The following is a 14,096-nucleotide window of genomic DNA, read 5'->3' as shown; positions in this document are numbered from 1 at the left end:
TATTCAGGTGACTATTGCACGAAGGTTCCACCTCTTCCCATTCCGAACAGAGAAGTTAAGCTTCGTCACGCCGATGGTACTGCGCAAGTGGGAGAGTAGGTAGTCGCCGTCTTAACGGAAGCCCTGAAGCGGAAACGCTTCAGGGCTTTTTTGTGTCCGTACTGTCCGTACGTCTGCGTCTGCGCCTGTGTCCGCTTCTTCTGCGGCAGGACGCCTCCTCTTTTTGCTGACGGATTCTTCTTTCCTTGCTTTTTTCCCTTTGCTTCTTTACCGCCTGTTCAAGCGGCTTTCAGAAATGCGGCAGGAGACCTTTTCTCCGAAAAGGAGAACAAGTTCCTCACCGGAACACCCGGATGCGCTCAGAACGCACGAAAATCCCTTTGGGAGAGGGACTACTTTGGAATGTTGTGTTTAGAGTAGAATTTTCAGAGGAGAACATAAAAAAAGCCGGAGTATTTACCCCGGCTTGTGAAAATATTAATTAGAAATTTTATTTCTCTGCATTTACTTTGCTTGGATTAGGATAGTCAATCGTGTAATGAAGCCCTCTGCTCTCTTTTCTTTCCATTGCCTGACGAGTAATCAGGTAACCTACATTAATCATGTTACGGAGCTCGCAAATCTCTCTGGAAGCCTTTACACGTTTAAACAGGCGCTCTGTTTCTTCATAGAGAATATCCAGACGGTTCCATGCACGCACCAGACGGAGGTTGCTTCGTACAATACCTACATACGACTCCATAATCTGATTGACTTCTTTCATACTTTGTGTAATTAGAATTCGTTCTTCGTTGCTGATAGTGCCTTCTGCATTCCATTCCGGAATATCTTCGTTGAAATCGTAACGGTCGAGTACACTGAGTGCGTGTTTAGCGGCAGAATCCGCATAAACAATGGCTTCTATCAGCGAATTGGATGCAAGGCGGTTGCCTCCATGTAATCCAGTGCAAGAACATTCTCCCAAAGCATACAGGCGCTTGATGCTGGATTGTCCGTCCAAATCGACCTTGATACCTCCACACAAATAATGTGCAGCCGGTGCTACCGGGATATAGTCTTTCGTAATATCAATTCCCAGGCTCAGGCACTTTTTATAAATATTGGGGAAATGTTTCTTTGTTTCTTCCGGATCTTTATGCGTGACATCCAGGTATACATGGTCTTCACCACGTTGTTTCATTTCATTGTCTATGGCACGTGCCACAATGTCACGAGGAGCCAGTGAAAGGCGCGGGTCGTATTTCTGCATGAATTCTTCACCCGACAAGTTTCTCAGTACACCTCCATAACCTCGCATAGCTTCTGTGATAAGGAAGCTGGGACGGTCGCCCGGATGATATAAGGCAGTAGGATGGAATTGTATAAATTCCATGTCCTTGACAACTCCTTTGGCACGATATACCATGGCAATACCGTCGCCTGTAGCCACCAATGGATTGGTGGTGTGAGTATAAACCGCTTCACATCCTCCAGTGGCCATGACGGTGATTTTAGAAAGGAATGTATCCACTTCTCCTGTTTTTTCATTCAGTACATAAGCACCAAAACATTTGATTCCCGGCGTGTGACGCGTAACGATAATTCCCAAATGATGCTGGGTGATGATTTCTACCGCATAGAAATTGCTGAAGACGGTGATATTGGGATGGCGTTTTACTTCTTCTATCAGGCTGGTCTGTATTTCAGCACCCGTATTGTCTTTATGATGGAGGATACGGAATTCAGAATGTCCGCCTTCCTTGTGCAAGTCGAACTCTCCGTTGTCTTTCTTGTCAAAATTTACTCCCCATTTAATTAGCTCTTCTATTTGAGAAGGCGCGTTGCAGATAACCTTTTCTACAGCGGCAGGATCGCTGATCCAGTCTCCTGCAACCATGGTATCGTGGATATGTTTTTCGAAATTATCCACCTTCAGGTTGGTTACTGAAGCGATGCCTCCCTGTGCATAGTAGGTATTCGCTTCTTCCAGTCCGGCCTTGCAGATCAGTGCAACCGAACCCTTATGCGCCACTTTCAGCGCAAAGCTCATTCCGGCAATTCCTGAACCGATAACGAGAAAATCGAATTTTCTTATCATAAGATTGGGTATTATAACGCAAAACTACAAAAAAGTCAGTTATATGATGCTCAAAAGCATTCTTTTTTGTGTGTCTCTGTAGATTGATTTTTAAAATACTTAAAGATGCGTTGGAGATGTTTTGTTTTCAAGCAGAATTTCTTATCTTCACGGGAAATTAAATCAAAAAATCAGACAATGAATCGTACTTTTCAATCAAAAGTTGGTTGGTGGTATTGGATAGTGATAGGAATAACTTCTGTATTGTTATTCTTTTTTTTCTGGGAACATTATCTGCTGTGTACAATTCTGTGTGCAACTGTGGTGATTTTTGAAATCGAGATGCTGATTCATACGCAGTATGTAATTACAGAAGATGGTTGGCTGAAAGTAGAGACCGGACGGTTTATCCCCAATGCATCACTTGAAATAAATCAGATTCTTCGTATACGGAAAGTCCGTTCGATGACTTTCTGGCAACCTGCTTTGTCGTTCGAGCGGCTAGAAGTCGTTTTTAAAAAACATGGAAAGGTTCGCTCCATTTCTCTCTCTCCTAGGAATCAGGAAGATTTTATTCGTTGCCTGTTGAAGAAGAACGAGGCAATTCAATTTTATGATTGAGACAAATAATTAACTGATAAAAATACTATGGTACGTGAGTTTAAAATCCGCAGAACTCCTTTTAAAGTGTGGTTAGGAGTCATTATTGTGATTGTAGCCATTGTGCTGATGGCTTTGCACACAGAAAACTATTGGAATTTGATGCCGATTGTGCTTCCCGTTTTATTGTTGATTGATGAGCAGATGACGCGTATTCTGGTACAGGAAAATGGGGATATCTGGTTGAAAAGAGGTTTCAGTGGAAGTATCAAGGCGTATGGAGTCAGACGGATTGCATTGCGTAAGAAAGATTCGTTGCTGAAAGGAAGAATTACCATATATTATACGAAAGGGTTCATTAATTTTGACCCGGCCGATTTAAAAGGATTTGTGGCTTGTGCAAAAGAACGTAATCCTCATGCAGACTATCGTGAAGAATAATCATTTCTAAAACTTGAATGGATTATGAAGTATCAATTAGCTATAATTGGTGGTGGCCCGGCTGGATATACAGCTGCTGAAATGGCCGGAAAAGCAGGACTGAATGTAGTTTTGTTTGAAAAAAACAACGTGGGCGGAGTTTGTTTGAATGAAGGATGTATTCCCACAAAGACCTTGCTGTATGCGGCGAAAGTACACGATACGGCTTTGCATGCATCGAAATATGGTGTCAACGTGAAAGAGGTTTCAGCTGACTTAGGAAAGATTGTAGCTCGGAAAACAAAAGTGGTCAGAAAATTGGTACTGGGTATCAAGGCGAAGCTTACGGCGCAAAAGGTCACTTTGGTGCAGGGAGAAGCTTATATCCAAGATGCACATACTGTTCGTTGTGGTGAGGATTTATATGAATGTGAACAGATGATAGTATGTGCAGGCAGTGCGACTTTTATCCCTCCTGTGGCAGGGCTTGATTCGGTGAACTACTGGACACATCGGGAGGCACTGGACAATAAAGAAATCCCTTCTTCTTTGGTCATTGTAGGAGGGGGAGTTATTGGTATGGAATTTGCTTCATTTTTCCACAGTTTAGGAGTGAAAGTAACGGTTGTGGAAATGATGGATGAAATTTTAGGAGGAATGGACAAGGAGTTGTCAGGCCTTTTACGGGCAGATTATGCCAAGAGAGGAGTGAAGTTCTTACTGAATACGAAAGTAACCGGAGTGACACAGAAGGAAGACGGAATAGAAATAGAATATACTTGCGGAGAAGAAAAAAATACCGTTTGTGCCGAAAAACTGTTGATGAGCGTAGGACGCCGACCGGTAATGAATGGATTCGGATTAGAGAATCTGCATCTGGAACTTACGTCACGTGGAACAGTGAAAGTAGATGAACATCTGCAATCTTCTGTGCCGGGAGTATATGTGTGCGGTGATTTGAATGGAGTATCTTTGCTGGCTCATACGGCTGTGCGTGAAGCAGAGGTGGCAGTTCATCATATTTTAGGAAAAGCAGACGCCATGAACTATCGTGCCATACCGGGAGTTGTTTATACCAATCCGGAAATTGCTTCTGTAGGTTATACGGAAGAAGCGCTTACACGCGAAGGTCGTGCCTATCGTGTCGTAAGCTTGCCTGCGGCCTATTCTGGTCGTTTTGTGGCTGAAAATGAAGGGGTGAATGGTGTATGCAAGGTACTGGTAGGAGAAGATGAAGAGATTTTAGGAGTACATTTATTGGGAAATCCGGCCTCTGAATTAATTATTCAGGCAGGAATGATGATAGAAGACAGACGTAAACTTTCGGACTGGAAAAAGTATGTCTTTCCACATCCTACGGTAGGCGAAATCTTTCGCGAGTTATAAATTGAAGTGTTGAATGAAACGGATAAGCGGAGTATTATTTTTTTTATTTCTTTGGGCCGGTTTTCTTCATGCCCAGACGTTATTGACAGATGAGTTAAACAAGTTAATATCTTCCGACCCCTTGTTGAAAACCTCGGAAGTAGGTATTGTGGTTCATGATTTGACCGCAGGCAAGGAGCTTTACAGCTATCAGGCAGACAAGTTGTACCGGCCGGCTTCTATTGAAAAAGTGGTTACTGCGGTAACAGCTTTAGACGTATTAGGAAAGGATTTTCAGTTTCAAACTACACTCTCGTATGATGGTGTGGTGAAGAACGGTATTTTAAAAGGAAATCTGTACGTAAAAGGAGGCTTTGATCCGGAGTTTATGGAATTGGATATGGATTTTCTGGTCAGAGCTGTGAAAGAGGCAGGCATACAAGTCATCTCCGGAAAACTTGTGGGTGATGTTTCTTTGATGGATTCCATATATTGGGGAGAAGGTTGGTCATGGGATGATACTCCGGAATCTTTCCAGCCTTATCTCTCACCGCTTATGCTGAACAGAGGATGCGTGAATATCAAGGTTTCTCCTTCTTCTAAAGGGCAAGCTGGCGTGGTGGAAATTACTCCAGAGTCTGATTATTATCAGTTAAACAACCAGTCTGTAAGTCTGGACTCCGGAGCCGGACGGTTGAAAATTACACGCGACTGGCTTACTAATGGTAATACGATTGATGTTTCAGGAAACATTTCATCTGTTCGTAAGCGGACTTTAAACTTGTATGATTCCAAACGTTTCTTCATGGATACATTTTGTTACAAACTGAAAAAAGAAGGGCTGTCCGTATCGAAAGACAGTATTTTCTTTTTGACTGCTCCCGATACTGCACAATGGATTTACACTTGTCGTCGTCCGGTAGAGGCGGTGTTGAAGCGTGCCTTGAAGGAAAGTGACAATCTCTCCGCCGAAGCTTTGTTTCGTCAGTTAGGATGTATGAACGGGAAGCATACTTCGCATATTTCTTTTAAAGATTGTCAGGAAGTAGTAGAAAGATTTATGCGGAATACGTTGGGATATGATTTTGAAAATTATCAGATTGTAGATGGGAGTGGCATTTCTTTATATAATTATGTATCCCCTCGTCTGATTTTGGCATATTTGAATTATGCCTATCGTCATCCATCCCTATTTCAAACTTTCTATGACTGCCTGCCTGTAGCAGGAGTTGACGGTACACTTCAGGGGAGAATGCGTACGGGGAAAGCATTCCGTAATGTAAGGGCAAAAACCGGAACTGTAACAGGAATTAGTTCGCTGGCTGGTTATTTGACATCTGTGAACGGGCACAAGCTTTCATTTGTTATCATTAATCAAAATGTATTGAAAGCTCGTCTGGCTCGTAAACTACAGGATGAAATTTGTGAGTTATTGATACGTGTAAATTGAGTAAGAAAATACGATAGAACGTATTTTTAGTAGAAAAAATCAGTAAATACACGAGAAGCCGCACAATTTTATAGGTTTTGTGAACAAATATTGTACCTGAATTTCGGGTAACTTTTGTATTTTTGTCTGCATAGATAAGAAACTTTAATTAATAACATAAGGTTGTTCTCTATTTTGGGGAACAATAAGTGATTTAAAAATTATAATTATTATGGTAAACTTTTCACTTGAAGGTAAGGTAGCCCTTGTAACAGGTGCTTCTTACGGTATCGGTTTTGCTATTGCTACATCTTTTGCTAAAGCAGGTGCAACTATCGTGTTTAACGACATCAAACAAGAGCTGGTTGACAAAGGCTTGGCTGCATACAAGGAAGAAGGTATCAATGCACATGGTTATGTATGCGATGTTACAGATGAAGATGCTGTAAACGCAATGGTTGCACAGGTAGAAAAGGAAGTAGGTGTAATTGATATTCTGGTAAACAATGCTGGTATTATCAAACGTATTCCGATGTGTGAGATGAGTGCTGCTCAGTTCCGTCAAGTTATTGATGTAGACTTGAATGCTCCATTTATCGTAGCAAAAGCCGTTATTCCGAGTATGATTAAGAAAGGTCACGGAAAGATTATCAACATCTGTTCTATGATGAGCGAATTGGGTCGTGAAACAGTTTCTGCATATGCTGCTGCAAAAGGTGGTTTGAAAATGTTGACTCGTAACATTGCATCTGAATATGGTGAATTTAATATTCAGTGTAATGGTATCGGCCCGGGTTACATTGCTACTCCTCAGACTGCTCCTTTGCGTGAACGTCAGGCTGACGGCTCTCGTCATCCGTTCGATGCATTTATCGTGGCTAAGACTCCGGCTGCTCGTTGGGGAACTCCGGAAGATTTGATGGGACCTGCTGTCTTCTTGGCTTCTGACGCATCTAATTTCGTGAATGGTCACGTATTGTATGTGGATGGTGGTATTTTGGCTTATATCGGTAAACAGCCTAAATAAGTTAATATTTATTTCTAGATAGGATGTCATTCTGGGGAAGTTTATTGCTTTCTCAGAATGACTTTTTGGTAATAGATAAAGATAATATTATGAGAAAGACTTTGTTTGCTACTGCTGTTTGTGCCACTGTATTGTGGACTGGGTGTAGTAAATCAGAATCTGTCACTGTGACAATTGCTAACCCCTTAGCCATAGAACGTACAGGGGAAATGGTAGAAATCCCTGTAAATGATATTTATACGCAGTTGAATCTTTCCGACACTGCGCAGTTTGTAATCTATGATGAAAAGGCTCAGGAAGTTCCTTATCAGTTGACATACGATGAGAAGGTAATATTTCCAGTGTCTGTTGCTTCAAACGCTTCAGTAAATTATACCGTGCAGCAAGGGACTCCTTCGTTGGTTAATGCGGTTGTGTATGGCCGTTGCTACCCGGAACGTCTGGATGACATAGCTTGGGAGAATGACCGTGCGGCTTATCGTGCATACGGTCCGGCTTTACAGAAAAGTGGAGAGAAAGCCTATGGATATGATGTTTTTACAAAGAGTGTGGAAGAACTTGTGGTAGAAGACCGCTATGCAATGGAACTGGATTCTACTGCACGTGCAGAAATCAAGGCGTTGAGAGAAGCTGGAAAGAAGGCAGAAGCAGACAGTCTGTCGCGTGCCATTTCTTATCATATCGACCATGGAAACGGAATGGACTGCTACGCGGTCGGTCCTACTTTGGGAGGGGGCACCGCTGCCTTGATGCCGGATTCTGTAATTACATATCCTTATTGCTACAAGGATTATGAAATTTTGGATAACGGACCTCTACGCTTTACAGTGAAGCTGGTATTTAATCCTCTGGTAGTAAAGAACGATTCCAATGTGGTAGAGACTCGTATTATACAACTGGATAAAGGTTCTCAGTTGAATAAGACTACAGTTTCATATGAATATCTGACACAGACTACTCCTGTAGCTGCAGGCTTGGTGCTTCATGCTGCAAATCCTGAAGGATATGCGTACGATGCAGCTAAAGGATACATTTCTTATGCAGATCCAACAACAGATGCTAAAGCTGATAATGGTATTGTGTATGTGGGAGCAGTGTTCCCTGCTACGGTACAGACAACTACACAGTTGTTTGAAAATCCGGTAGGTGATGCATTGGGTCATGTATTGGGTATTTCTACGTACGAACCGGGTAATGATTTTGTATATTACTGGGGTTCGGGTTGGAGCAAATATGGCTTTGAAAAAGCTGAAGACTGGACAAGCTATTTGAAAGATTATGCTGAAAAGGTACGTAATCCGCTGATAGTAACTATCCAGAAATAATATCCCTAATTAGAAAAGAGGCGCAAAGCAGATACAACAAATTAGCTTTGCGCCTTTCTATTTTTTAGGGAAAGACTTTAAATTCATATCCTTCCTTTAAAAGAAATTCAATGGAGCGGGGAAGAGCATATTTAAGGTTTTTTTCCGATTTCAGAGAGTCATGGAACGTGATGATAGAGCCGTTCCGGACGTATTTTTTTACTTTTTCAAACACTTGCGGGCCGTTGAGTCGCTTGCTGTAGTCTCGTGTCACCAAGTCCCACATTACAATCTGGTATTTTTTTTTCAATACGTGATATTGCATCCACCGCATATGTCCGTGAGGAGGACGGAATAAGTTGGTCTGTAAATAGGCGTTGGCCTTATCTGTATTGGTTAGATAATTCTTACTTAAAAATTCGAATCCTCGTATATGGTTAAAGGTATGGTTCCCGATACGGTGCCCGCGTTCCACTACCATCTGGAATTCTTTGGGATGCTTCCTTACATTATCGCCCACCATGAAGAAGGTGGCTTTTATTCCATATTTGTCCAGTAAATCAAGTACCCAGGGAGTAATCTCAGGTATCGGGCCGTCATCAAAGGTGAGGTAGACGGCTCTCTCTTTTTTGTCCATGCGCCAGAGAGCTTTTGGATAAAGCATACGGATGAATTGTGGAGGTTGTTCTATGAACATGTTTTTTGTCGATTTTAAACAGGTTTGTAGAAAGATTTGAAAAGGAAAGAATGTCATTCTGAACCGGCAAAGGTGGTGATATTCTCTGTGGTGTTCAGAATGACATTCTGTATCTAATCATTCAATTTCTGTATTATTGGGCAGGAGCGCTATTGCCTACTCGTTTTTCCAGCAGTTTGTATAGCTGGTCGAACTTTTGAGCATAATGCAAAGCGGATTTATTTTCTTCGCCTGTCTTGCTGTTCTTCATTTGTGCCATGGTCTTGCATACATCATCCAGGATATAGAAATAACGCATGCAGTTTTCGTATGAACTTGCGAAACGGGCATCGTCCAGACTCAAGTACCAGGTAGCATATTCTACTGCATTGTTGGCCAGTTCATTGAGAATCTTTTCAGCTTTCTCCGTTTGTCCCAATGCCAGATAGTTTTCTGCCATTTCCTTGGAGCTGCTCATCAGGTAGTCGTGCGGGACGGTGGTAGAAGGAATCACTTTTTCGCAATAATCCAATGCTTTCAGTGCCTTATCCTTCTTGCCTTCCTTTATCAACTGGCTAGTCAGCTGTACGAACATGCGGCGGTGAGTATCGCACATGCGTAATACAGTCTCATCCAAGTAAATATCAGGATTATCAATACCGCCGAACTTGAACTTGTTCATCAGGTTGTCGTACATCTTTTCACTGTCAAGTCGTCTGCCTAATTGGGCATTGTCAAACGGAGTGATGCGGTAAGCCAGACCTTCCTGCAAGAAGTTATTGGTCAGGTTCAGGTGATTGTCAGAACCCACGGTGATAGCCATGTACATCGGACGTTCCCAGTTGGTGTTGGCTAACATTTCCAGCATCATCAGTTCACTCTTATACAGCACCCGTTTGCCTTTCAGAGAGATATGCATGTATTCCGGAATAGAGTCAGGTGCAAGCATACCCGAACGTTTGATGGCTTCCTTATCCAGTTTTATGACGATACTGTCGGTCGGAATCATCTGTAAGTCTTCCTTCGGTGAGCGTACCCAGTGTTCCAGGATATTCTTCAGTTCGTATGGATTATCCCCAAACTCCTTGGCTGCCTCTTCCGGATTCTTTTTGTAGAATTCAAGGATAGTCGGCATGGCATCCGGACGTACGTACACTGCTTCGTTGTGACCGGATACATAGTCAATACGGTCCCAGTTGATAGGTACTGAAGGAGAATCGTATGCCGGACGGCGCATCTGGTCGATGTACCAGTCAGTCTGCAAGTAACTCAGGTTGCAGACACGTACATCCGTGCGCACACCTTCTGTTTCCTGGTTATACCACAAGGGGAACGTATCGTTATCACCGTTGGTAAAGAGAATCGGATTTCCCTTTTCCGGTACAGAGTTCAGGTAGTTCTGTCCGAAATCGCGGCAAGTGTAGCGGTCGCTGCGGTCGTGGTCATCCCATGTCTGGCTTACCATTTGTACTGGTACCAGCAAGCAGACCACACTGGCTAAGATAGCCGCAGGCTTTTCATTGATTTTCTTGCTCAGGTATTCGGCTATGGCTGCCACTCCCAATCCAATCCAGATGGCAAATGCATAGAATGAACCGGCGTACGCATAGTCTCGTTCACGCGGCTGCTGCGGGGTCTGGTTCAGGTAAAGCACAATAGCCAGACCGGTCATGAAGAAGAGGAAGAAGACAATCCAGAATTGCTGGATACCTTTTTCGTCCTTATAAGCCTGCCAGAACAGACCGATAAGTCCTAAAATCAACGGTAAACAGTAGAATACGTTGTGTCCTTTGTTGTTTTTCAGTTCACTTGGAAGCAAGGTCTGGTCACCTATCAACATGTTGTCGATAAATGAAATACCGGTAATCCAGTTTCCATGTTCGATTTCTCCTTGTCCCTGAATGTCATTCTGACGTCCGGCAAAGTTCCACATGAAATAACGCCAGTACATGTAGTTCAACTGGTAAATGAAGAAGAATTTGATGTTGTCCCATTGTGTGGGGATTTTGACCATAATCATTTCTCCACACTGGTCATAAGGAACCTGACGTCCTTCTACTCCTCCCAGCCAGTCTTCGTAGGCCTGTGCATGTGCATCGCTGTACATACGTGGGAACAACATGTTTTGAGCGTATTTATACTCTGTTTTATAACGTACAATTTCATAACTGTCTTTTTCATCCGGACGTTCCTTTTCTTTCCGCTGGTATACCGGAGCACCCTCTTCTACATCGTACACACATCCTCCTTCAGTGGGCTTTAGTGCCGGTTTGGAGGCATAAGTCTGTCCGTAGAATAACGGGCGGGTACCGTATTGTTCACGTCCTAGGTATTCTCCCAAAGTAAAGATGTCTTCCGGAGAGTTCTGGTCCATTGGCGTATTGGCCGAAGAACGGATGACAATGACTGCATACGAAGAATAACCTACTACAATCATCATCATGGCCAGTAAGCTGGTATTCAGCGTGCGTGCGCTGACACGGTATTTTTCACCGATATTGGCAAAGAGGTAAATCGCTAAAATAGCCAGTACAATGATGCCGATGAAGACACTGCTCCAGCCATGTCCGTAGAACGGAATACCCAGCAAACCGACAGTGGTCAGGAAAGAGATATTCATCCGCTTGCGGCTTTTCACGGTGTAGCTTTCGTACACACCCCAGATGATACTTGCCGCAAGAATAATCATATAAATGATGACACCTGTATTGAATGGAAGACCGAAGTCGTTGACAAACAGGAGTTCAAACCACCCGCCTACTTTCACGATACCTGGCACGATGCCATACAATACAACGGCTACCAGAATCATGGAACCAGCCAGGGCTATCAAACTGCCTTTCAGATTGGCGTTGGGGTTTTTCTTGTAGTAATATACCAGTACAATGGCCGGAATACAAAGTAAGTTCAGCAAGTGTACACCGATGGATAACCCTGTGAGGTAAGCAATCAGAATCAGCCAACGGTCACTGTGAGGCTCGTTAGCCCGGTTTTCCCATTTCAGTATCAGCCAGAAAACAAGTGCTGTGAAAAGACTGGAGTAGGCATATACTTCACCTTCTACTGCACTGAACCAGAAGGTATCACTCCATGTATAAGCCAGTGCACCAACCAGACCTGACCCCATGATGGTAATCAGCTTGCCCGTAGTCATCTCTTTGTCATCGGAGCAAATCAGTTTCTTGGTCAGGTGAGTAATACTCCAGAATAAGAACAGAATACATGCCGCACTCATCAGGGCACTCATTATGTTCACCATTTTAGCCACTTGAGTCGCATCGCTGGCAAATTGGCTGAACAGATTGGCTGTCAGCATGAAGAAAGGTGCGCCAGGAGGATGTCCTACCTCCAGTTTGTATCCGGTGGTAATAAATTCCGGACAGTCCCAGAAGCTGGCTGTCGGTTCAATAGTCATGCAGTAAGTAAATGCAGCCACCGCAAAAGTAAGCCAGCCTACCAGATTGTTAATCTTGTTGTACTGTTTCATGAATTATTTTTAGTTTCTCGTTAAAATTCAATGCGGCAAAGATAGCAAACATTTGCTAATCAAGTCTCAAAAGTAAATGATAATGTTGCAAAAGGCGTTAAAAGCAGCCTTCTACTCTTCATGATGATGGCATTTTAATATTCGATGAGGCAAGTTGCCATGTCCTAACAGTTCGATAGGACATTCAAAGTGTGCTTCCAGCCATTCGGCGGAGACTTCCGTATCCGGATGGTAATCCAGCGTACCGTTTACACACGCAATGCTTTTTACGTTTTGCAGGATGGTACCGATATCGTGACTCACTAGTATGATAGCACATTCCTTGTTGATTTCTTCCAGCAGCGCATAAAGACGGGCCTCGAAACGCTTGTCAATGTATGTGTTGGGTTCATCCAGAATGACGACTTCCGGATTGGAGACGAGTGCGCGTCCTAATAAGGCCCTTTGCAGCTGTCCGCCACTTAATTGTCCGATGGCTCTTTGTTCCAAGCCTTCCAGTCCCATGCGGGCAATGGTTTCACGTACCTTGTCATGCTGTGCCTTGGAGAATGAACGGAACAATGATTTTTGTTTATTTAATCCGGAAAGAACTACTTCGTACACCGAGATGGGAAATTTCTTGTCTATAGTGTTGTATTGGGGCAAATACCCCATTGTAATTTCATTCACCTCCTTTCCCTGATGAAAAAACTGAATTTTTCCGGCTGTAGGTTCTAGTAAGCCTAAAATAATTTTCATCAAGGTGGTTTTTCCTCCTCCGTTCGGGCCAATAACTCCCAAAAAATCCTTTTCTGCGATTTCCAGATTGATATCTTCCAGTACTTTTTTCTGGTCGTAAGCGGCAGTAATCCCAATCAGTCTGATAAGCGGTTGATTCATTAAGATAAATTTTAGTGATTGTTTTTGCTCAGTGATTTGGCTATGTGAATCATTTCCTTGTTCCAGTCATAACTCAAAGGGTTGATAGGTACAATCTTTAAGTCTAACTCTTGTGCGATTACTTCTGCGTTACGCTGGTCGAATTCCTGTTGTACGAATACGACTCTTACTTGCTTCTGTTTGCAGGTTTTCATCAGTTCCTGTAGATGGATTGGCGAAGGCTCCTTTCCTCCTTCTTCTATGCTGATTTGTTGCAGGCTGTAATCTCGGGCAAAGTAACTTAATGCCGGATGGTAAATCAGAAAACAATAGTCAGCGTTCGTCAAATAACTCTGCATCTCACGTTCAGTACGGTTGATGACTTGTTGCAGGCTGTCCAATCGTGTCTGATAGTAAGCCTGATTATTCGGATCGATTTCAGAAAGTGCTTTGCAAATGTTAGATGCAATGATACGTGCATTAGAAACCGAATTCCAAATATGAGGTTCTACTCCATCTATATTGCCATGTGTATGTGCATGAGGATGTATTTCATGAATAAGCTCTATTCCTTGTGACATGTCATAGAAAGATAATTTGGGAGTGTTAGCTTGCAATCTTTCTGCCCATGCTTGTTCAAATCCGATGTGCCCGATACGAAAATAAGCTTTGCTTTGTGCCAGTTCAACAAGTTGTTGAGGAGTAGGGTCATATATTTCCGGATTGGCTCCTTTGGGAACGATACTTACCACTTGAAACTTATTTCCAGCAATTGCTTCTGTAAAATATCGTAATGGTTCGATGGTCACTGTCAGGGTAGGTATGGTTTCTTTTCCTTTTTGTCCCGTACAGGAGAGGATTAAAAGCAGGATAT

Annotated in this window: 11 protein-coding genes and 1 rRNA gene; 7 read left to right on the top strand and 5 right to left on the bottom strand. The window is 43.0% G+C overall.

Going from position 1 to position 14,096, the window contains the following annotated elements:
• Positions 1-3 precede the first annotated feature (3 nt).
• Positions 4-112 (top strand): 5S ribosomal RNA (gene rrf, locus ACMJ0U_RS02590).
• A 378-nt stretch (positions 113-490) separates the two neighbouring features.
• On the opposite strand, the gene nadB is transcribed toward rrf, so the two are convergent.
• On the bottom strand, positions 491-2,077 hold the full coding sequence (gene nadB / locus ACMJ0U_RS02585; protein ID WP_417127980.1) for an L-aspartate oxidase: 1,587 nt from the start codon (positions 2,075-2,077) through the stop codon (positions 491-493).
• A gap of 177 nt (positions 2,078-2,254) precedes the next feature.
• Between nadB and ACMJ0U_RS02580 the strand changes: the two genes are divergently transcribed.
• From ACMJ0U_RS02580 to ACMJ0U_RS02555, 6 genes are all read left to right on the top strand, one after another.
• The gene (locus ACMJ0U_RS02580) at positions 2,255-2,677 is read left to right on the top strand and encodes a PH domain-containing protein (protein ID WP_417127979.1); all 423 of its coding nucleotides are present in this window, start codon (positions 2,255-2,257) and stop codon (positions 2,675-2,677) included.
• Positions 2,678-2,704: 27 nt separating this feature from the next.
• The gene (locus ACMJ0U_RS02575; protein WP_118212177.1) at positions 2,705-3,097 is read left to right on the top strand and encodes a hypothetical protein; all 393 of its coding nucleotides are present in this window, start codon (positions 2,705-2,707) and stop codon (positions 3,095-3,097) included.
• Between the two features lie 24 nt (positions 3,098-3,121).
• Positions 3,122-4,462, top strand: coding sequence for a dihydrolipoyl dehydrogenase (gene lpdA, locus ACMJ0U_RS02570; protein WP_417127978.1), 1,341 nt, complete (start codon positions 3,122-3,124; stop codon positions 4,460-4,462).
• Between the two features lie 13 nt (positions 4,463-4,475).
• The gene (gene dacB, locus ACMJ0U_RS02565; protein ID WP_417127976.1) at positions 4,476-5,891 is read left to right on the top strand and encodes a D-alanyl-D-alanine carboxypeptidase/D-alanyl-D-alanine-endopeptidase; all 1,416 of its coding nucleotides are present in this window, start codon (positions 4,476-4,478) and stop codon (positions 5,889-5,891) included.
• Between the two features lie 211 nt (positions 5,892-6,102).
• Positions 6,103-6,897 (top strand): gluconate 5-dehydrogenase, encoded by a 795-nt coding sequence (locus ACMJ0U_RS02560; RefSeq protein WP_417127974.1) that lies wholly within the window; start codon positions 6,103-6,105, stop codon positions 6,895-6,897.
• 89 nt (positions 6,898-6,986) lie between these two features.
• A complete protein-coding gene (locus ACMJ0U_RS02555) occupies positions 6,987-8,222 on the top strand; it encodes a DUF4861 domain-containing protein (RefSeq protein WP_417127972.1) in 1,236 nt (411 codons plus the stop codon).
• A gap of 64 nt (positions 8,223-8,286) precedes the next feature.
• Here ACMJ0U_RS02555 and ACMJ0U_RS02550 read toward each other — a convergent pair whose 3' ends face one another.
• The 4 genes from ACMJ0U_RS02550 to ACMJ0U_RS02535 form a co-directional block, all read right to left on the bottom strand.
• Complete coding sequence (locus ACMJ0U_RS02550) at positions 8,287-8,898, bottom strand: polysaccharide deacetylase family protein (RefSeq protein ID WP_417127971.1); 612 nt, start codon at positions 8,896-8,898, stop codon at positions 8,287-8,289.
• 133 nt (positions 8,899-9,031) lie between these two features.
• Positions 9,032-12,364, bottom strand: coding sequence for a DUF2723 domain-containing protein (locus ACMJ0U_RS02545; protein WP_417127969.1), 3,333 nt, complete (start codon positions 12,362-12,364; stop codon positions 9,032-9,034).
• Positions 12,365-12,475: 111 nt separating this feature from the next.
• Positions 12,476-13,243 (bottom strand): metal ABC transporter ATP-binding protein, encoded by a 768-nt coding sequence (locus ACMJ0U_RS02540; protein ID WP_417127967.1) that lies wholly within the window; start codon positions 13,241-13,243, stop codon positions 12,476-12,478.
• Positions 13,244-13,254: 11 nt separating this feature from the next.
• Positions 13,255-14,094: a metal ABC transporter solute-binding protein, Zn/Mn family gene (locus ACMJ0U_RS02535; protein WP_417127965.1), complete on the bottom strand. Its 840-nt coding sequence runs from the start codon at positions 14,092-14,094 to the stop codon at positions 13,255-13,257.
• Positions 14,095-14,096 lie beyond the last annotated feature (2 nt).

This window comes from Phocaeicola sp., from assembly GCF_048170425.1.
Classification (GTDB): Bacteria; Bacteroidota; Bacteroidia; order Bacteroidales; family Bacteroidaceae; genus Phocaeicola.
This window is presented reverse-complemented; position numbering and strand designations above follow the sequence as displayed.